Source organism: Nannocystis punicea (assembly GCF_026965555.1).
GTDB classification, from domain to species: domain Bacteria; phylum Myxococcota_A; class Polyangia; order Nannocystales; family Nannocystaceae; genus Nannocystis; species Nannocystis punicea.
In genome coordinates this window covers 9447494-9467698 of sequence record NZ_CP114040.1, presented here as the reverse complement: position 1 = coordinate 9467698, position 20205 = coordinate 9447494, and the positions used below count along the sequence as shown (strand labels likewise).

14 protein-coding genes are annotated in these 20205 nt (G+C 71.8%); 3 read left to right on the top strand and 11 right to left on the bottom strand.

The window, feature by feature from the left end; translation table 11 throughout:
- Positions 1-191 precede the first annotated feature (191 nt).
- From O0S08_RS36150 to O0S08_RS36115, 8 genes are all read right to left on the bottom strand, one after another.
- Complete coding sequence (locus tag O0S08_RS36150) at positions 192-2852, bottom strand: TonB-dependent receptor (protein WP_269034008.1); 2661 nt, start codon at positions 2850-2852, stop codon at positions 192-194.
- A gap of 298 nt (positions 2853-3150) precedes the next feature.
- Positions 3151-3930 (bottom strand): energy transducer TonB, encoded by a 780-nt coding sequence (locus O0S08_RS36145; protein ID WP_269034007.1) that lies wholly within the window; start codon positions 3928-3930, stop codon positions 3151-3153.
- The gene (locus tag O0S08_RS36140; protein ID WP_269034006.1) at positions 3927-4346 is read right to left on the bottom strand and encodes an ExbD/TolR family protein; all 420 of its coding nucleotides are present in this window, start codon (positions 4344-4346) and stop codon (positions 3927-3929) included. Before O0S08_RS36140 ends, O0S08_RS36145 begins: the two co-directional genes overlap by 4 nt.
- Positions 4347-4350: 4 nt before the next feature.
- On the bottom strand, positions 4351-5076 hold the full coding sequence (locus tag O0S08_RS36135) for a MotA/TolQ/ExbB proton channel family protein (RefSeq protein WP_269034005.1): 726 nt from the start codon (positions 5074-5076) through the stop codon (positions 4351-4353).
- 12 nt (positions 5077-5088) lie between these two features.
- A complete protein-coding gene (locus O0S08_RS36130; protein ID WP_269034004.1) occupies positions 5089-6030 on the bottom strand; it encodes a hypothetical protein in 942 nt (313 codons plus the stop codon).
- 7 nt (positions 6031-6037) lie between these two features.
- Positions 6038-7771 (bottom strand): porin, encoded by a 1734-nt coding sequence (locus O0S08_RS36125; RefSeq protein WP_269034003.1) that lies wholly within the window; start codon positions 7769-7771, stop codon positions 6038-6040.
- Positions 7768-8193 (bottom strand): hypothetical protein, encoded by a 426-nt coding sequence (locus O0S08_RS36120; RefSeq protein ID WP_269034002.1) that lies wholly within the window; start codon positions 8191-8193, stop codon positions 7768-7770. Before O0S08_RS36120 ends, O0S08_RS36125 begins: the two co-directional genes overlap by 4 nt.
- A 48-nt stretch (positions 8194-8241) precedes the next feature.
- Positions 8242-9423, bottom strand: a complete 1182-nt coding sequence (locus tag O0S08_RS36115) for a hypothetical protein (RefSeq protein WP_269034001.1) — start codon at positions 9421-9423, stop codon at positions 8242-8244.
- Positions 9424-10158: 735 nt separating this feature from the next.
- Between O0S08_RS36115 and O0S08_RS36110 the strand changes: the two genes are divergently transcribed.
- Positions 10159-10431 (top strand): hypothetical protein, encoded by a 273-nt coding sequence (locus O0S08_RS36110; protein WP_269034000.1) that lies wholly within the window; start codon positions 10159-10161, stop codon positions 10429-10431.
- 459 nt (positions 10432-10890) lie between these two features.
- Positions 10891-14346 carry a BRCT domain-containing protein gene (locus O0S08_RS36105; RefSeq protein WP_269033999.1) on the top strand — a complete coding sequence of 1152 codons (3456 nt, stop codon included), beginning with the start codon at positions 10891-10893 and terminating at the stop codon, positions 14344-14346.
- A 99-nt stretch (positions 14347-14445) separates the two neighbouring features.
- On the opposite strand, the gene O0S08_RS36100 is transcribed toward O0S08_RS36105, so the two are convergent.
- A complete protein-coding gene (locus tag O0S08_RS36100) occupies positions 14446-14781 on the bottom strand; it encodes a hypothetical protein (RefSeq protein WP_269033998.1) in 336 nt (111 codons plus the stop codon).
- A gap of 126 nt (positions 14782-14907) precedes the next feature.
- Positions 14908-16299: a sensor histidine kinase gene (locus O0S08_RS36095; RefSeq protein WP_269033997.1), complete on the bottom strand. Its 1392-nt coding sequence runs from the start codon at positions 16297-16299 to the stop codon at positions 14908-14910.
- A 542-nt stretch (positions 16300-16841) separates the two neighbouring features.
- On the opposite strand from O0S08_RS36095, the gene O0S08_RS36090 reads away from it, so the two are divergent.
- On the top strand, positions 16842-18395 hold the full coding sequence (locus tag O0S08_RS36090) for a leucine-rich repeat domain-containing protein (protein WP_269033996.1): 1554 nt from the start codon (positions 16842-16844) through the stop codon (positions 18393-18395).
- Positions 18396-18427: 32 nt separating this feature from the next.
- Here O0S08_RS36090 and O0S08_RS36085 read toward each other — a convergent pair whose 3' ends face one another.
- Complete coding sequence (locus O0S08_RS36085) at positions 18428-20203, bottom strand: tyrosinase family protein (protein ID WP_269033995.1); 1776 nt, start codon at positions 20201-20203, stop codon at positions 18428-18430.
- Positions 20204-20205: the final 2 nt, after the last annotated feature.

The window sequence follows — 20205 nt, the reverse complement described above, 5'->3', positions numbered from 1 at the left end:
GGCGGAGGCGCAATGGACATGTCCTGGAGGTCCGAGAGCCGGGGACACGGGATGATGGCCGGGGCGCGAGGAGCGGCGATGGCGATGATACGATGGATATGTCCTCGGGGACATTACGGCAGCGAATGCGCGGGGTGAGGCGCGAGCGCCGGCGAATGCGAATAGATGGTGCACGGGACATGTCCGCCGGTTTAAAATTCCCACTGCAGGCCGAAGGCCGGCAGGACGGGGAAGCCGCGGATGGTGTCGCGGGCGGCGAAGTCGGGCGAGTAGGCGATCTCCTCGGGGTTCTTGCGGTTCCAGGCGTTGAGCAGCTCGAGGAAGAGGTCGAGGTGGGTCCCGGCGATGTCGAAGCGTTTTCCGATTCGCAGGTCGAGCTGGACGAAGGCGGGGATCCGCGTCGAATTGTGGGCGCCGAAGACCGGCTGGAAGCGGTCGAAGGTCGAATCGTGGTAGGCGCCGACGACGGGGGTGCGCGGGAAGCCGGTGGCGTAGCGGAACCGACCGCTGACCTCGAAGCCGCGCGGCAGGGCGTAGGCGAGGACGGCGGTGAGGATGTGGGTCTGGTCGTAGTCGGACAGGCGGACCGGGACGTCGGGGCCGTTCTGCCGCTCGGAGCGCATGAGGGTGTAGGCGACCCAGCCGAACAGGCCCTTGAACATCTCCTGCCGCAACAGGAATTGCGCGCCGTAGGAGCGGCCGCTGCCGATCGGCGCCAGCGCCTGGGCCGGCAGCGGCGAGTCGGCGGGGCTGCGCATGGCCAGGCGATTCGAACGGGTGAAGAAAGCGGTGAGGTCGAGCGAGAGGGTCTTTGTGAATTTGACGGCGGCGCCGACGACGGTGTGCAGCGCGCGCGAGGTCGGCAGGCGCGGGTTGCCGAACACCGCCGAGAGGTCCTCGGGCGCCGGCATCTGGCGATAGAGGCCGGCGGCGCCGCGCAGCTGGACGCGCCAGTGCGGCGCGCCGACGACCGCGAAGCGCGGCTCGACGGCGAAGTCCTGCTCGAACAGGCCGACGGCCGGGACGCCGCTGGCGGGCGGGTTGCGCCGGCTGATGCTGCGCGCGTAAGGGTCGATGCGCAGGCCGGGGAGGACGCGCAGCTTGCCTGACCAAAAGGACAGCTCGGCCTGGGCGTAGGGAGCGAGGCCGACGGAGGTGGTCTGCCAGTCGTCGCCGCCGATCTGGTCGGGTGGCGGCTGGCCGAACACGCGGATGTCGCCCTCGCGCGCGGGCAGGCCGAGCGAGCCGCGGCGGCCGAGGGAGGTGATGTTGACCTCGGCGTCGAGGCCGACGTCGAAGTGCAGCCAGCGGGCGGCGCGGATCCGCCGGTTCGCCCGCACGCCGACGAGCCAGCTGTTCGAGGCCAGGGAAGTGGCGATGTCGCCGTAGCTGCTGACCTGCCGGGCGCGGGTGTAGCCGACGAAGGGGGTGACCGTGAGGCTGCCGCCGTCGTCGTAGTCGCGGGTCCAGCGGGCGTAGACGCGGCCGAAGTCGAGGCTCCGCTGATCGAGGACCGCGAGGGCCGGGTCGGCGCTGGGGATCCCGCGGGAAAACCGGTCGCCGCTGGCGAGGCCGACGATCTCGATGCGGTCGCGCGAAGACGGTTTAATTGAGAGGCGCAGCTGGCCGTCGCCGTAGCGGGGGATCGGCAAGAAGGCGCGGGCGGACGGATCGAGCAATCGGTCGGCCCACGACTTCAGGTAGGAGACGCGGGCGGCGAGGGCGAGGCGGACGCGCTCGCGCCTGTCGAGGGCGACCGAGACGACCGCGGAGGCGTCGAGGGTGTCGGCGGCGAGGCGGCCGCGCACGCGCTTGCCGTCGGGGGTGCGCGTGCCGACCGAGACCATGCCGCCGAGGCCACGGCCGAACGCGGCGCCGTAACCTCCGGGCACCAATTCGATGCTGTCGACCAGCATCGGGTGAATGACGGAGCGCAGGCCGCCCTCGTGGTAGAGGCGCGGGATCGGGACGCCGTCGACGTAGACGCGGGTGTCCTGCGGCGCGGCGCCCCAGACGATCAATTGGCCCGCGCCCGCCGCGCTGCGGGCCACGCCGGGCAGGCTCTCGACCACGCGCAGGACGTCGCCGGAGGTGCCGGGGACCTTGCCGGCCTCCTCGGCGCGCACGGCGGTGGAGACGACCTCGCGCCGCAGCGGCGGAGCGACGACGACGATCTCGAGGTCGTCGCCGCTCGGCGCCTCGGGCTCGGGGTCGACCAGCGAGACCTCGTAGGCGAGGTCGTGCTCCTTGCCCGACTCGAGCTCCTCGGTGATCTCGAGCGCGGGCAGGCGCTCGCCGGCGAGGGTGACGGTGGCTGTCCCCGGGGGCAGGTCGGTGAACTGGAACCGACCGGCGGCGTCGGTGACCGCGACCGCGGGCGCGGCCAGGCCGGGGGCGGTGACCGTGACAGTGACGCCCTGCACCGGCGCCCCGGTGCCGCGGCGCTTGATGACGCCGTGGAAGGCGGCGGTGACCGGGGCGGCCGGCGCGAGCTGGAACTCGTAGCGGTAGGCGATCTTGATCGCCGAGGGCTTGCCGTCGACCTCGGCGGGACTGAACCTGAACTTGAGGGCGGCCGCGACCGCGGCGGCGTCGAACGCCGGGCCGGCCGACTCGGTGACCTCGGCCGACTTGACCGCGCCGGTGTCGTCGATGTGGAGGCGCAGGACCACCGCGGCCGCGCGTCCGGCGGCGCGCTCGCTCTCGGGGTAGTCGGCCGGCACGAACTCGACCATTTCGGGCGCGCGGGTCAGCTGCGGCGCCGGCGGGGCGACCACGTGGGCGGCGGCGCCGGCCGGGGCGAGGGCGATCAGGGCCGCGAGGAGCGCGGATTTGGCTGTCTTCAAGGACATGTTCGAACGAGCAGCCGCAGGACGCTCGCGGCGGGTCGCAGACGTCGAGGACATGTGCGAAGGCGCGGACGCAGGGACTTCGCGATGGGATGCTGTCTGCGAGGACATGTGCGAAAGAGCATGATCGTGGCCCTCTCGGCGATGAGCGGTCTTCGAGGAGGTGTGCGAAGGGGCGGGCGCATGGTGCTCGCCCCGTGATGCTGGCTTCGAGGACGTGTGTGGGCGAGCAGGCTCATGGCGGCCGCGGCTTGAGGCTGTCTTCGAGGACATGTGCGAACGAGCGGCCATGATCCTGCGGTCACAGCGTGAACTTGATCGAGATGGTGAGCGTGGTCGCGACCGGCTTGCCGCAGCGGGTCGCGGGCTCGAACCGGGCCGCCTTGGCGGCGACCTTGGCGGCGTCGTCGAGGTCAGGGTGGAGCGAGGCGAGCACGGTGACCGCGCCGACGCTGCCGTCGGCCTTGACCTCGAGCTGCACGCGGACCTTGCCCTCGATCCCGGCCGCCCGCGCGGCCTCGGTGTACTGCGGCTGCGGCAGCTCGAGCGGCTTGGGCTTGACCTCGGGCTCGGCGCAATCGTCGGCGGCGGCCTTCTTCGGCCCGGGCGCGAGCGAGCGCGTCCTGGTCTCGACCTTCTCGCGCTTGCCGCCGCCGTTGCTGCTGCCCCCCGGGTCGCCGGGGGGGACGGGCAGGCCGCCGGGGCCGCCGGCGTTCGACATCTGCCCGCCGAAGTCGGGCACCTCGGGCGCGGCCGGCGGGGTCGCGGGCGCGGGCTCGGGCGCGGGCTTGGGCTCGGCCTTCCTGGCCTTCGGGGCAGGTGGTGCGGGTGGCGGCGGGACCTCGGGCGCGGGCTCGGGCGGGGCCTCGGGGGCCGGCTCGGGCGGAGGCGGCTCGGGCTCGGGCGGCTCGGGCGGCTCGGGCGGCGGCTCGGGCGGGACCTCGGTGACCTTGATGACGATCGGCGGCGGCGGCGGCGGCTCGGGCCTGTCGACGCTGCGCACGCCCAGCCACAGCGCGCCGTGGAACAGCGCGCTGAGGACGTAGACCGCGCGGGCCGACAGCCGCCGGCGATCGCTCATGGCTTCTTGCGCTCCACGTTGACTGCGAAGCTGGTGATGCCCTCGACGCGCGCGAGGTCGAGGACGTGGACGACCGCGCCGTGGTCGGCCCGCTCGTCGGCGCTGACGACCAGGGTCATGCCCCTGTCCTCGGCGTAGAGGCCGCGCAGGCGGGTGCTCAGCTCGGCCTCGGTGACCGGCTGCTTGTTGAGGTAGAGCGCGTGCGCGTCGGTGATGGTGACCGCGGCGACCGTGGCGGTCTTGCCGTCGCTGGTGGCGGTCTTGGGCAGCTCGACCTTGAGCGTCTGCGACACGATGTACGTGGCGGAGACCATCATGATGACGAGCAGGACCAGCATCACGTCGACCAGCGGCGTGACGTTGATGGCGGCGATCGGCGCGCGGCGGCGGCCGCCGGTGTCTGTCGTTCCGGCCATGTCCCTAAGTACCTCCGCTGCGGATGGGCCCCAGCGCGCGGCGGGCCGAGCGGTCGGGCAGGCGCGCCAGGTTGTCGGGGTCGTGGGCCTCGGCCTCGGCGTGGGCCTCGGCCAGCTTGAGCCAGGCCGACAGCAGGCGCGCGAGGGACAGCACGCTGTTCTCGAGCTCGCCGGCCTTCTTCTGGGCGACGTTGAAGCCGATGACCGCGGGGATGGCGACGAAGATGCCGACGGCGGTGGCGACCAGCGCCTCGGAGATGCCGCTCATGACGTTGCCCATGGCGGCCTGGTCGCCGGTGCCGAGGTACGAGAAGGCCTCGATGATGCCGAGCACGGTGCCGAACAGGCCGACGAACGGGGCGTTGTTGCCGATCGTGCCGAGCAGGACGGTGCCGCGGTCGAGGCCGGCGCGCTCGGAGGCGAGGCCGCTCTCGACCGCGTCGAGGAAGGCCGCGGAGCCGCCGTCCCTGAACAGCATGGCCTGGCGCAGCACCTCGGCCTCGACGGTCTTGCTGGCGGCCAGCGCCGCGTCGAGGCGGGCCTCGTCGCGGGCGGCGATGGCGGCGAGCAGGTCCTGGCGCAGCTTGTCGCCGCCGGCGCGGTTCTTGCGGAAGAACAGCCAGCGCTCGACCATCGCCGCGATCGACAGCACCGACAGGGCGAACAGCAAGTAGAGCACCCAGGTCGCGCCGAGCAGGGCGATCTTGATCAGTTCATCGACGACGTTCATAAGGCACGGTCCTCACGGTTGCTTGCTGGCCATCACGTAGAGCGGGGTCTTGCCGCCGCCCGTGGCCTGGAGGTCGACGAGCGCGCCGCCGGTGCGCGCGTCCTCGACGAGGGCGAAGGTGCCGTCGTCGCGCTCGACCCGGCGGTACACCGCGGCCGAGAACAGGGTGCCGGGCGCGCCGCAGGCGTCGAACAGATCGGCGTAGATCAGATAGGTGCCGCGCGCCGGCGGCTCCTGGAACACCACCGATTCGCTGTTGCGGCCGTCGATCGCGCAGCCGGCGTTGCTGTCGCGCACGAGGCGGCCGGTGGTGGGATCCTTGACGACGCCGGCCGGGACCTCGGTCTCGACCTTTTCACCGGAGGTCGGGGTGGCGTGGGCGATCTTCTTGCCGCTCGGCGTCTCGACCACGAGGTCGAGGTCGACGTCCTGGTCCCACTCGAGGGTGATCACCACGGCCGGCGGCGGGATGGTGGCGTCGCAGGCGTTGAGGTTGTCGGGCAGGCCGTCGTCGCGGACGCACACCTCGAGCTCGAAGGCCGGGCCGCGCCGACCGGCCCCGTCGATCGCGGCGAGGAGCAGGGTGTGCACGCCGGGCGGGGCGCCGCCGCCGATGTCGTGGCGGAGCTGGAAGTCGCGCTCGCCGGGGAACATCGGGTTCTTGTCCTGCACCGGGCGCACCCACCAGCCGCTGCCGAGGCCGTCGAAGCGGACGGCGATCGCGTGGGCGTCGTCGGTGGTGCGGCCGGAGAGCAGGCGGTCGCGCTGGCCGACGGTGAGGATCCCGCTCGAGGTGTCGAGCGAGGTGACCTTCGGGCCAGCTTCGTCGAGCGGCGGCTCGTCGTCGAGCAGCTCGCCGTCGGGCACGCGCAGCGGCTCGAACAGGCCGATCTGCTGCTCGACCTCGCCGGTGCAGGCGGCCATGAAGAACAGTGCGGTGAGTGCGGCGCGCATCGCCTTTTTAAAACTCCCCCTGCAGGCGGACGATGAACTGGTCGTTCTTGAGGTTGGCCGGGACGCCGCGGCTGTCGCGGCCGAGGGCGTCGAGGACCGCGTCGTACTGGAACACCAGGCGGCCGCGCACGCCGGGGATCCAGCCTGGCGGCAGGAGGGCGCCGACGATCGGGGAGATCGTGTGAATGGCGGCGGCCTTCGGCACGAACTCGCCGCGGCGGCGGTCGAGCAGGTCGGTGTTGGGGTCATAATAATCGTAGCGGGCGCCGACCACGGCCCGGCCGAACAGCTCCTGGATGACCGCGACGTAGCCGTGGAGCTCGCGCAGGTCGGCGCCGACGACGACAGGGTCGGCGACGATGAGGTCGCGGTCGAGGTTGCTGGCGATCGTGCCCTCGGCGAGGATCTGCGTCCAGCCGGCCTTCGAGCGCAGGCCGACCTGGAAGTCGGCGCCGACGGCCCAGCGGCGGAAATTGAGCGAGGGGGTGGCGGCCTGGCCGGGCACTGCCACCAATTCGCCGGTGTCGATCGCGCCGTTCTCGTTGAGGTCGCTCCACTCGAGCTTGTTCTTGGTCGCCTCGCTGCCGCGGTGGAAACCTGTGCCGTAGAGCAGGCTGACGCCGCCGCTGAGGGCGTGCTTGCCGGGGCGGGCGGCGAAGCCGAAGCGGCCGATATAGTCGGGGGCGCGGGTCGGGTCGGTGGTGTTGCGGGCGCCGGCGCGGTCGTCGAGCGGGGTGCCGTTCATGATCGCGAGGTCGTAGCGGAACGCAGCGACGCCGCCGCGCACGCGCACGCCGACGTCGACGGGGCCGGGGAAGAACGCGAGCGAGCCGAGCGAGCGCTCCATGAACATCATCTCGCGCTGGCCGAGGCGCAGCTCGTGGCCGAACGGGGCCTCGGTGAGGCCGGCGGTGACCATCATGTACGGCGGCCGGGCGGCGTCGGGGTTGCGCCAGACGAAGCTGAGGTTGGCCTGGCGGACGCCGACGAACGGGCCGCGGGTGGTGCTGCCGTCGAGCTCGAAGTCGAAGGCGACCCATTTCCAGTCGCCGCTGACGCGCAGGCGGCCGCGGCGGACCATGAAGCGGTTCTGGTTGAGGGACGCTCCGCCTTGCTGGATCTGGTCCTCGGACAGCTGGCTCCACTGGTACTGCGATTGGATGTAGCCCGACAGGCGCACGCCCCATTGCGACACGCCGGCGCCGGGGCCGAAGCCGATATGGGTGGGGGCGATCTCGGCGCGGCCGACGTCGCCGACGCGCACGAACGGGCTGCGGGCCCTCGTCTTGCGCTGCTCGGCCTTCTCGGCCGCGCGCTCTTTCTCGACCGTCTCGAGGCGGGCCTGCACTGCCGCCAATTGCTCGCGCAGCGCGGTCAGCTCGGGGTCGGGCTGCGCGGGCGCGGAGGGTGGCGATTCGACGACGGGCTCGTCGATCGGCACTGCGTCGACGTCGCTCGGGGCGCTCGGAGGCGAGATCGTCGGCGCCGTCTTTGTCGACGGCGTCGGTGCGGTCGTCGTCGTCGTCGGCGAGGACGGAGCAGGCGAGGTCTTGCTCGGCGTCGTCGGCGTCGTCGGCGTCGACGTGGTCGGCTTGGCTGGCTGGGGCTTGGGCGTCGGCGCGGGCGCGTCGTCGTCCTCGATCTCGATCTCGACCGAGGGCGCGGCGGCGGCGACTTGCGGGAGCGCCAGGACCAGCGCGCCGAGCCACGCCAGGGGGCGGGAGTGAGAGGCGGAGGTCACGGCAGCGGCGGCAGCGTCCCGTCCTCTTCGAGTAGCGGGAGGCGGTCCTTCGTGTTGGGGAAGGGCTCACAGGTGGCGTCGGTGCACGCGTTGAGGTGCTGCTTGTGGGTGGTGGGCGTGCAGCTCCAGCAGCCGTCGCGGGTCTCGCACTCGGCGGGGTCGCCGGTGGTGCTGGTCGGGTCGGGCGGGTCGTCGGTGGTCGTGCCCTCGGTGGTGGTGGTGCCGGTCGGGTCTTCGGTGGTGGTGGTGCCGGGCTCGGTGGCGGTGACGGGGCCGGTCGGGTCGGCGGAGGTGGCGGGGTCGTCGGTGTCGTCGCCGGGCGGCTCGACCTGCTCGCTCGAGCAGGCGCCGAGGAGGCCGACGGCGAGCGCGAGGGCGCGGGCGGCGACGTGGGCGCGGACGGTGGAAGAGGCGGTGGGCATGGGGCTCCTGGAGGCTTCGTGGGTGGCGCGAGGGACAGGTCGCAAAGGTCAGATCACCTCGCAGTAGCCGTGGCGGCAGGCGGGGGCGTCGGCGGAGCAGTCGTCGTCGCCGGCGCAGGTCTGGCAGTCGGTCCCGCCGGCGGCGCGCGACTCGAAGTAGCAGCCGCACGGCGCGTCGGGCTGCAAGCTGTAGAGCGGCCCGATCTCTTCGTCGCGCCACACCTGCATGGCGCACTGCGGGATGGTGCCGTTGTCGATGATGATGTCGAGGAGCGGCAGGCCCTGCGGCAGCGGCTCGGCGCCGGTGAACCAGCCGATGAGGCGGCGGGTCTCGGGGTTTGTGATCTCGCCGCCGCCGTCGACCGGGACGTAGAAGTTGTACGGGCTCCACAGGTCGTAGTGGCCGTCGCGGACGTTGCGCTTGTCGAAGCCGGTCGCGGTCGAGTCGGGCCAGTAGGCGCAGGTCTGGTCGGGGGCCTGGTAGGCGAGCGTGTGGACGGTGTCGCGGTTGAGGTCGGCGACCTCGGTGCTGACGAAGCCGAGCGCGGCCTCGGGGTTCAGCGATTGGCCGACGCTCGAGATCATGGCCTGGTTGGTGCCGACGTCGAGGCCCTTGAACTTGGTCGGCGGGATGCCGGCGCCGAGGGCGATGGCGATCAGGGCGGCGGAGGTGGCGTTGCGGCTGTACAGCTCGGCGTCGACGGTCCACGGGGCGACCTGGCCGAGCGCGGCGCCGAAGCCGTAGATGAAGTAGACCGCGGCGGCGCTGATGTTGGTCTGGCTCGAGTCGTTGGAGGCGATGAGGCTCCACGAGGTGATCGGGCCGGGGAACTCGGCGATGCCGTCGGGGATGGCGTCGACGCCCTCGCACAGGGTGCCCTTGACGCCGAGCATGCCGAAGTCCGGGTCGGCGCCGGTCAGCGGGAGGTCGCAGGTCTGCTCGTTGCCGTCCTCGTCCCAGTAGTTGGCGGTGCCGGTGATCTTGGTGCCGTCGACGAAGTAGGTGATGCCGAAGCAGGCGCCCGGGCTCTGGTAGACGAGGTCGATCGGGTCGTCGACGGCGTGCAGGGCGGCGGCGACCTTGGCCAGCAGCGGCTTGCTGGCGCTGCCGCCGATGCCGATCACGGGGTTCGGGAGCTCCGCGCACGGGGCGGCCACGGCCCCGCGGGGCGCGAGGGTCAGCCCGAGTGCGGCCGCGAGCGGGACGTACGAGGCGAGGCGAGGGGACATGCTGCGTGGAGGAATCCATTAAAAAAGACAGCTTGCAAGTTAAACTGAACAGCCATCCTTGCGGCTCCAGGGCGGTTGTTCGGCCAAGAGGCGGGAGAACGAGGGATGGAGCGTCAGGTCTTCATCGGGAGATCGTTTTGTCATAATGTCGGATGTTTAATTTTAATGAAGGAGCGAAAACGCGCGCGTAGTGAAAATTCGGACATGTCGAATCGGGCATGTCTCATGGGACATGCGTTCTCCGCGGATCCGGCAGGTCCGACCGAGGTCCGATCAGTCGCGCGGGGCGAGGCCGATGCCCCCGCGGGAGGCAGCGAAAGATCCTCGATGCATTCGCGGGAGGACGCCGTCGGGACGGGACCTACATCGGTCGAAGGCGGGTAAACCACGCCTGCTGGGATTCTCCTGAATCGTCGCTCGATACTCTATGCATTGGGCTCGGGACAGTGTTCCGTCGGAGGCGTCAGGAGACCGCCGACGGGAGAGCCTCGGTTCGCGCGCGCACAGGCCGAAGAGCCGGCAGCAGCGGGGTCTACGGGGCGTAAGGAGCACGGCGTTCGTGCGCTCGGGGGCGTCCCGACGGATGGGAGGAGCGGCGGTTTGCAGTCAACGGGCCGCGACGGGGCCTTGACTCCTATACGTATTCTGCGACTATCAACATATCGCTCGCTCGCTCGCTCGAATTGTTCGAGCGGCGGTCGATGCTGGAAACTACTGCAAATACTGGAGGAACCTATGCGTTTTGCTCAATTGTGGTCGATGATGGCGGTCGTGGTGGCGTTCGGCGGGGTCGGCCTGGCTTCCCAGACCGCCGCGGCGGTTTGTTGCAATGCCCCGATCTGCCTGCAGGAGGAGCCGCCGATCATCTGCAACTGGTGTGTCGAGTGCCCCGCGGTCGAGCAGATGTCGATCGTCCCCGAGCTGGTGTACGACGAGATCGAGGGGGTCTGCTACGAGACCAGCGCCGCCGAGCCGGTCCCCTGCGACGGCGGCCGCGCGCTCGAGTAGGCCCGCCGAGCGCCGCGGAGCAGTCGGGGCGTCCCGACGACCGACAGCGTGAATCGACGCGCCGAATGGCGGCGCGGAGCGTCATGGTATCGCGCGGGCGCGCGTGAATTTTCGCGGCGGCCCGAAACAGATACGTCGACCCCCGTCCGGCGCGCAGGAGGGGCCGCGGCGGTCGCCCCGGCGCGCCGGGGCGGACGATTGGCTTACTCCGACGAATCGGCCGATTCGTCGGAGCCGTCGCCGTTGGGTCACTGTCACGATGGCAGTCGCGGTGAAAGAAGAAGTGGCGGCCGCGGGCAGTGCCGAGCGGGGCAGGAGCGCGGCCGGGGGGTGAAGGCCCCGGGCCGCTGTCGCCATTCGGATGTCTCCCATCGACGGAAGTCAGGGGGCCGGGCGCCGTCGGGCCCGGGGCCGCGCGCGGCGATGGATCGGGCGCGCGAAAACGTGTAGTGATGGGCGATGGCCATCGACGTCCGCGGCAAGACCGTCGTCCTCACCGGGACCTTTTCGAAGTTGAAGCGCGCCGAGGCGGAGAAGCAGCTCGCGGCGCTCGGGGCGAAGATCGGCGGCAGCGTCGGCAAGTCGACGCACATCCTGTTCGCCGGCGAGAAGGCCGGCAGCAAGATCGACGCGGCCGGTCGCCTCGGGATCACGGTGCTCGGCGAGGACGAGCTGATGGCGGTGCTGGCCGGTGAATCGAAGGCGGTGGCGCCGGCGGGCGCGGCGACGTCGGGGTTTTCGGGGCTCGACCCGCAGAAGGCCGGGCCGGCGCTGGCGGCCGCGATCGAGGCGCTGCCGTGGGACGAGTTCGAGGCCGACCGCGACCTGCCGCCGCTGCGCGAGGCGCTCTACGCCCACGAGGCGGCGCACGGGATCACCGCGGCCCACCGCGCCGCGACCGCGCGCCTGCGGCCGCACGCGGCGCTGGGGCACGCGCACGGCCACGACGTCGAGGTCGAATGGACGGACCTGTCGCCCGACGGCCGCTTCCTCGCCACCGGCTCGTGGGTCGGCGACGACTACGACCGCGGCGGGGTGCTGCAGATCTGGGACGTCCGCGCCGGCCGCTGCGTGAACCTGCTGCGGATCCGCGGCGGCGTCGGCTGGCCCGACTACGGCGGCTGCATTCAGTGGCGCCCCGACGGCAAGCGCGTCGGCCTGGCATTCGACACCAACGGGGTCGGCAGCTTCGACCCGTTCGCGCAGACGGGCGAGCCCGATTCGTGCGCCTACGTGACCGACGGGTGGAGCCGGCCGCCGTCGTGGGCGTGGTCGCCGAACAGCCGCGACGTGTACATCGCCTGCTGGGGGCCGAACCTGGCGCTGGGGGCGATCGTGCCGCTGATCGGCCGGCGCCCGCAGCCGCGCTGGTGCGAGTCGGCCGGCCTCGCCGACCCGAGCAACCCGAACTCGGAGCCGCGGCTGCAGCCGCTCAAGGGCATCGACTGGTCGCACCCCGATCGCATCGTCGGCTACAGCGGGTGGTCGCAGCTGTTCGCGCTCGACGCGAAGACGGGGAAGATCCTGTGGGAGCACCAGGCTCACCCGCCGGTGTCGTTCTCGCCCGACGGCAGCGAGTTCGCGATGCACCCGGCGGGGATCGTCTACTACGACGCGAGCACGGGGCTGCCGAACGGGAAGTTGCCGATGCACGTGGGCGCGGAGTCGCTGATCTATTCGCGCGACGGATCGCGGCTGGCGGCGATCGTGCAACCCGGCAACAAGTGGGGGGCGGAGCCGGGGATCTTCATTTACGACCGCGGGGAGTACCGCTACAGCCCCGACGCGCCGGCGCTGAAGGCGGGCGAGGACGAGGACGAGGACGAGCGGTACGGCTTCTCGTGGCGACCCGACGGCCGCGCGGCGGCGATCTCGGCGCGCGGGCGATTGCAGATCTGGGAGCTGGGAGACAAGCCGGCGCTGCTGCTCGACATCGAGGAGCCGAGCGGCGGGGTGGCGTACGGTGACGGAGTGCTGGTCAGCCACACGTCGAAGGGGCTGGCGTTCCTGCGCGAGCGCGACGGGTCGGAGATCGGTCGCTTCCACCCGGCGATCGAGGCCAGCGGCGAGAGCCCGCTGGTGACCGACGGCGACGACTACGGCTCGCAGTGGGACTGGAACCCGGCGTTCCCGCTCGACGGCGAACGCGTGGCGGTGGCGATGCCGGAGGGCCTGGTGATCGGCCCCCCGGAGGCGAGCGCGACGGAGGCCGAGGTCGACGCCAAGATCGCGTGGGTGGTCGGGCGCAAGTGGGCGTGGCCGTGGCGCTGGGGCGAGGCGAAGGTGTGGCCCGACCCGGCGTCGGCGACGGCCGATCCGGCGGCGTGGGCGGCGTTCAAGCGCAAGTTCGCCAGGAAGGGCAAGGCGGCCGCGCCGGCGCGCGCGACCAAGGCGAAGTGGCCGCCGCCCGGCGGGTCGATCGACGACCTGGCGGCGTTCGTCGAGCAGGGCGCGCAGGCGCTCGACGACGCTCATCACGGCAACAACGACCGGCGAAGGCTGGCCGAGCGGATGATGGTGCTGGGATTGTTCGATCGCGCGGCGGAGGCGATCGAGGGCCGCGGCGGCTGGAAGGCGTGGAAGAACCCGTGGCAAGCGGCCCGGGCCCACGCCGAGGCGGTGGTGGCGGCGCTGGCGTGGCGGCAGGCCGGGCCGCCGCTGACCGACGTGCAGACGGGGATGCTGCATCGCTGGCTGCGCGAGGCGGAGAAGCTGCTGACGAAGAAGGAGGCCAAGGAGCGCTCGCCGGCGCCGCCCAAGGCAATGATCGGCGCGGGCTGGGTGCTGCTCGGCGAGAAGGAGCGCGGGGAGGAATTGCTGAAGGCGGCGATCGCCTCGGCCGACCCGGAGACGAACGCGGGCGAGAACCGGAGCGTGGTCGCGGAGGCGCTGGCGGCGGTCGGACGGATCCGCGAGGCCATCGACGTGCTGGCCGACGGCGAGCAGGAGCCGTCGTGGACCGAGACGCCGGCCGCGGTCTCGGCGATCTGCCCGCGCGCGTCGGCGGCCGAGCTCAAGCACCTGGTGACCAAGATGAAGGCGCGCGGGGCTCACAACGAGTTCGTGCTGCTCGACCGCGGGCTGCAGCGGCTGGTGGCGCTCAAGGAGTGGGACGCGGCGCGGGCGTGGCTCGAGGAATTCGACGGGCTGTCGACCTCGTCGGCGCTGGTGCGGCTGATGACCGCGATCGCGGCGGCGGGCGAGCCGGCGCGCGCGGAGGCGGTGGCCGCGACCCAGCTGACGCCGAAGTACACCAGCTGCGCGGAGTACTTGCTGGCGCTGGCGCGCGTGGCCCCGGAGCAGGCGAAGGGGCACCTCGAGAAGATCGCCAAGGCGGCCCCCAAGCTGCGCAAGGAGGGCAGCGGGGAGTTCTTCCGCAACCTCGCCGGCGCGGCGGCGGTGCTCGGACGGCTCGAGGTGGCGGAGAAGCTCGAGAAGCAGGCGGAGTGGGAGCGGTTCGACGTGCGCGTGGGCGTGCTGGCGGCGCTCGACCCGACCCGCCGCGAATGGCAGGAGTGGTTCGCGCGGGCCCGCGAGGAGCTGCCGAAGGACCGCAAGTCGATCCAGCTGATGGCGGCGCTGGCGTCGCGCGGCGGGCTGACGGAGGTCAGCACGACGCTGCTCGACAAGGCGATCGAGCTGGCGCGCGGCGAGGGCTACCCGGACATCAAGCTCGAGGAGCTCAGCGGGGTCATGGCCGGATACGGCGACCTCGCGGGGGCGCACCGCGCCCACATGGCGATCAGCAAGGGCAAGCGCTCGTATCGCAACCATCCGCTGCTGGCGGCCTGCGAGGCGCGCGGGCTGTGGGCGGCGGCGCTCGAGATCCTGCAGGCGATGCCGCAGGACCTGAACGGCGGGCCGAAGCGCGGGCTGGAGATGCTGCAGAAGGCGACCGGGCGCGACGGGTTCTGAAAAAACGGGGGCGGCGCGACGAGCCGCGGGCGAACCGCCGTGGTTCGCGCGACGGTCGTCGCGGCCTGCGTCACGCGAGCTGGAATGATGGGACCCGCGTCATTTCGGCCGCTCGAGGGCCGCCAGCTCGGCTTCGATCTCGGCGTAGGTTCGCCGGTCGGTGGTCGAGAGATCGACCTCGATCGTGGGATCGTCCGGGAACTCCTCGTCGGTCAGGAGCCGGCCGTCGGCGATGTTCTCGCCGGTCGCCCATTGACCGTGCTCGACGCAGTCGCCGCCGCGCTTGTGGTGATGATGACCCCCGACCGAATCGGTGGCCCAGACGCCGTGACTGCAATCGTGGCCGAGCTTGTGGTGGTGATGCCCGGCCGCGTCCGAGGTCGCCCACCAACCGTGCTCACAGTCGTGCCCGCGCTTGTGGTGATGATGTCCCATGTTTCCTCCGACCCACGAATGTTGCGCGGGGCCACGGCGCCGCACCTCGTCGCACCCGGGGTCGTGACGGTGATCTCGATCGAAGCGAGAAAATGCGCGGGCGCTGCGATCGCCGCGAGCCTGGGCTCACGTGGCGAGCGGCGCGGGCACGCCGCTGGCGACGGCCTCGACGCGCGGCGGGGCCGCGGGGTCCGGGGACCAGCGGCGCGGGACGGCGAGCGTGAAGGTGGTGCCGGCGCCGAGAGTGCTGTCGACGTGGATGGTGCCGCCGAGCAGGAGGACGATCTCGCGGGTGAGGGTGAGGCCGAGGCCGGTGCCGCCCTGGCGCCGCGTGGGCGAGTCGTCGATCTGCACGAAGGGCATGTAGATCCGGTCGAGGTCGTCGGGCGCGATGCCGATGCCGTTGTCGGTGACCTCGAACTCGATCCGCGCCTCGCCGCGCTCGACCCGCTCGCGCACCGAGAGCTTGACCGCGCCGCCCTCGGTGAACTTGCAGGCGTTGCCGAGCAGGTTGAGCAGCGCCTGGCGCAGGCGGACCTCGTCGGCGAACACGGCCCCGCCGGCGGCGCAGTCGAGGCTGAAGGTGTTGCCATGGGCGGCGGCGAGGGGGGCGACGAGGCCGTGCAGGCGGGCGAGGAAGTCGCCGAGGTCGAACCAGTCGGCGCGCACCTCGAACTTGCCGACCTCGACTCTCGAGAGGTCGAGGATGTCGCTGATGATGGCGAGGAGGTGATGGCCAGCGCCGTGGATCTTGCCGAGGTCGGCGCGCACGCCCGGGTCGTCGGCGTCCTCCTGCAGCATCTCGGAGAAGCCGATGATGGCGTTGAGCGGGGTGCGGAGCTCGTGCGACATGTTGGCGAGGAACACGCTCTTGGCGCTGCTGGCCAGCTCGGCGCGCTCGCGGGCGACCTTGAGGTCGTCGACGGCGCGCAGCTGCCGGCGGAACAGGTCGCGGCTGCGAGTGGCGTCGATGAAGGCGGCGATCGCCGTGGTCACCAGCAAGGCGTCGAGGATCATGAGCTTGCCGAAGTTGTGATACGGGCCGGCGGCGCTGGCCGGCACGAACACCAACATGAGGGTGGTGAGCGCGAGGTTGAAGCCGAGGATCGCCCAGATCAGCCGCGGTCGCAGGGCGAGGCCGGAGATGAGCACGCCGAGGGCCATAAACCAGAGGCCGTCGTTGAGCTCGTGGAAGCGGAACAGGATGGCGACCGCGACGCTGAGGCTGAGGTTGGCGCTGACCAGGATGCCCGCGAGGTCGACCCAGCCGCGCCGCGCCAGGACCGCCCCGAGCGCGTAGTTGGCGATCACCGAGGCGAGCACGACCAGGCTCATCGGCAGGTCGCCGGCCGGGTCGGCGAGGGCGATCGGGATCGCCAGCACGCCGGTGATTCCGGCGAAGGTCAGGCACAGGGCGACGAACGAGCGCCCCCGCCGGACCACGTCGTGATCCTGGCTCCGGACGGCGAGGAGCCCCCGCAGCAGCGGCGAGGAAGCGGTGGAGGACGGGTCGGGCATGCCCGGAGTGCCAGGCTGCCACGAGCCCTCGTGAGATGTCACGGACAACTGTCCGCGATGAATGGTGCAAATGTTAGGAGAGCCGGGTGATTGATGGCAGGAGAGGTAGGCGCGCGGCGGTGCGGCGCCGACGCTCACTCACGACATTCGCTTCGGCGCGCGAATCGCTGGTCCGCGTCCGGGGAGGGGCGAGCAATCATGGGTGGGACGGAACCGCGCGGCTTCGGGAGCGGTGTGATGATTGAGCTGCGCCAGCTCGGTCGTGCCAGCGGGCGTGGTCTGGCGCTGTTGGCGGCCGGCAGCGGCCCGACGACCACGAGCGGACGCGGTCCAGCGCGCCGCGATTGTCGACACCCGGAGGCGCAGCGCGGCGGGCTGCGGCGACGAGCGGCGCGGGCCCGATCATGGATGTCTCTAAAAACATGTCTTTTTAGGCATGTCGATGCAATCGTGAGCGCCGCTCCCGGTTCGCGCGCGGCCGCCCGCCGCTCGAGGCGGGCCCGCTCGACAGCGCCGCGAGGGGCCGCTATCTTCGAGGTTCGATGCGTGGCTCTACGGGGTCGTCCGTCCTGGTGTTCGCGCTGGCCTGCGTCCCCGCGGCGTCCGACACGGACGCGTCGACCGCGGGCACGACCACCGGTGCCGGCGACGGCGACACCTCGACCGGGACAGTGACGGCCACCGGCACGCCGACGGTCACGGGCGAGCCGGCGCCCGTCTGCCCGGGCGGCGACGTCATGGTCGAGACGCAGGGGCAGTTGTTCGCCCTCACCGGTTGCAGCGACATCGCCGGGAGCCTCACGATCCGCGGCCCGATCACCGACCTCACCCCGCTCGCCGAGCTGCGTCGCGTCGGCGGGACGCTGAGCGTCGACACCAGCTTCGAGGTCCCGCTGCCCTCGCTCGCCGGGCTCGAGGGCCTCGAATCGATCGGCGGTCTGTTCCTCGACGGCCTCGGCGTCGTCGACCTCGCGCCGCTCGCCGGCCTCACCGAGGTGCCCGGGAACCTGTGGGTCCGCGAGAGCGAGCAGCTGCGTTCACTCGAGGGCCTGCACAACATCCGCACGGTCGGCGACGGGCTGGAGATCGCCGATTGCCCGCAGCTCGGCGATCTCACCGGCCTGCGCGGGCTCGAGCGGATCGCCGGCGACGTCTTCCTGCAGGGCCTGCCGATCGTCGACTTCCACGGCCTCGAGGGCCTCGTGGCGATCGAACCGGTCGAGGGCGAGCCGATCGAGGTGCGCCTCACGGATCTGCCGCAACTGAGCTCCGCCGCCGGGCTGTCGGTCGAGTGGGACGACCTCCACGTGGTCGAGCTGAAGCGCGTCGGGCTGACGGACCTCGCCATGTTCGCGGGCACCGAGGCCCTCGGCGGGCTGGCGCTGTTCTACAACGAGGCGCTGGCCGACCTGGGGGGCCTCGAGGCGCTGACGGTGATCCACGGCGGGCTGACGTTCATCGACAACCCCGCGCTCGGCGACATCGCCGCGCTCGCGGGCTTGCAGTCGGTCGGCCGGCTGAGCCTGCACGGCGACGTGTGGAGCCTCGACCTGTCGTCGTTCGCGTCGCTGACCACCATCGGCGAGCTGTTCAGCGGTAACCGGCAGATGACCGACCTCGGGCCGTTCCCCGCGCTCACGCAGGTCGGCTCGGTGTCGCTGACCTACACCGAGAACCTGGTCTCGCTGTCGGGCCTGTCCGGGCTGACCGCCCTCGACGAGCTCCGGCTCGACGGCAACCAGGCGCTGGTCGATCTCTCGGGCCTCGGCGTCCTCGCGCACGTCGCCGGCGACGTCGAGATCCGCGACAACGACCTCCTCGCCGACCTGTCGGGCCTCGCCGCGCTCACCGCGGTCGACGGGCGCCTGGCGGTGATCGGCAACGCCTCGCTCCTCCAGGCCGACGCCGAGGCCTGGGCCGCGCCGATCGCCGTCGGCGTGAGCCGCAAGATCGGCGACAACAAGAACGGCCCGCCGCCGCAGGACCCCTGCCCGTGGGAGGACGACGGCGTATGCGACGAGGTCGTCCCCGGCGGTTTGAACCTCTGCGTCGAATACAGCGACGGCGGCGACTGCTGCCACAGCGTTTGTCGCTGAGCTCGGGCCCCGCGTGAGCGCCTAGTGGGCGGTCAAGGCTCGGAGCTTGCGCAGCAGGCGTGCACGGCCTGGGGCGGGGCGGGGGCCGGGGCGGGCGCGGGGACGGCGCCGGGGGCGGTCTTCCAGGCCAGGCGCGGGGTCAGGCCGGGCAGATCGGCGACGGCGCGGGGGTCGAGCAGGAGGCCGGTGCGGACGTCGCGGACGAGGGCGGTGAGCTGGACGGGGATGTCGGGGCGCAGGCCGAGGGCGCGGGCGGTGCGGGTGAGGTCGACGGCGCGGGTGACGGGCTCCTTGATGCAGCGGCCCTTGTCGTCGGGCAGGCCCATGCCGACGCGGGTCATGCGAATCGCGAAGTGCGGATTGGTCGAGCGGGCGTCGGCGAGCGTGGCGCCCGGCTGATCGAGGAACAGATCGAGGGTGTACGAATCGAGGGTGCAGCGCACGCCCTCGAACACCGCGTAGAGGCGCGGGCCGTCGTCGGCGGGGCGGGCCAGCTGGGCCTCGATCGCCTCGATGCCGGCGAAGTCGTAGCCGAGCGCCCGCGAGTCGCGGGCCATCTCGCCGACGGTGGTGTAGAGGAACTGCCGCGGGTCGGTCTCGTCGATCGCCGCGGCGCGCGGGCCCACGAACGGGAGCAGCGGGCAGTTGGCGGTGAGGGTGGTGGCCGGCCGCCGCCGCAGCCACAGCTCGAACACCAGGTCGATCATCGCGTGGTGCGACCAGAACACCGGGTCGAAGGCGGTATAGGCGTTGTCGGCCATGTCGGGGCCGACCCACCCGTGGAGGTTGTCGTGCGGCTGCTCGTAGGCGCCGTCGAAGTTCTCGGTGCGGTACGGGTATTGATCGTCGGGGGCCGGGAAGGTCTGAATGTTGGCCCACGGGTAGCCCGGGGTGCCCTGGGGCACGCTGAAGGCCTCCATGGCGAAGGCGGCGCGGACCTGGTCCTGATAGACGAGCAATTGGTCGAGCTTGTTTTGCCGGGCCTCGCGGTCGCGCTCGCCGGTGGTCGCCAGCACCGGGTCGCGGTGGACGAAGCGGCAGGCGGGGTCGGGCGCGAGGTCGTCGACGCAGGCCTTGCTGCGGCCGTCGCGGGCGACCGCGAAGCGCAGCGGGTTGGGCCGGACCTCGCCGGTGTCGGGGTGGACGTAGGTTTTGTCGAGGAAGCAGCGCGGCAGGCCGGCGTGCGGGTCGCCGTCGACCGCGGCCCGCGGGGACATCCAGTTCCAGTACGGCACCGGCATGCCGATCTGCGACTCGAGCCAGAGCATGTTGGCGCGGTGCCAGAACAGGAACGCCTCCTGGTAATGCAGGCACCAGTTGGTGTGCACATAGGCGATCTTCTGCCACGGCGCCTCGGGGTCGACGCGGCCGATCCCGAGGTCGTCGAGGCGGGCGCGGTAGCGGTCGAGCTCGGCCGGCGCGAGGTCGACGATGTCGCGGCGGATCCGCAGGTTCAGCGGGCGCTCGCGCGGTCGGGCGATCCGCTCGGCCGGGTCGAGCGGATCGCCGGCGGCCCGGCGCCAGCCCTGATTGACCCACGCGCGGAAGGTCTCGAGCGCGGCGTCGGGCCATTGCTGGGTGACGTCGGTGGTCAGCGGCATCGAGCGCGTGTGCAGGTGGTTGTAGATCTGGGTCGACCACTGCTTGACGCTGTCGTACTGGTCGAGCTGGACGAGGTAGCCGGACATGGCGTCGATCCAGCCCTGACCGACGGCGGACCGCCGCGAAGGATCGATCCAGTACGGTTCGGCGAACAGGGCCCGGATCTGGCCGTCCCAGGTGGGATGCTCGAGGACGCTGGCGTTCATGG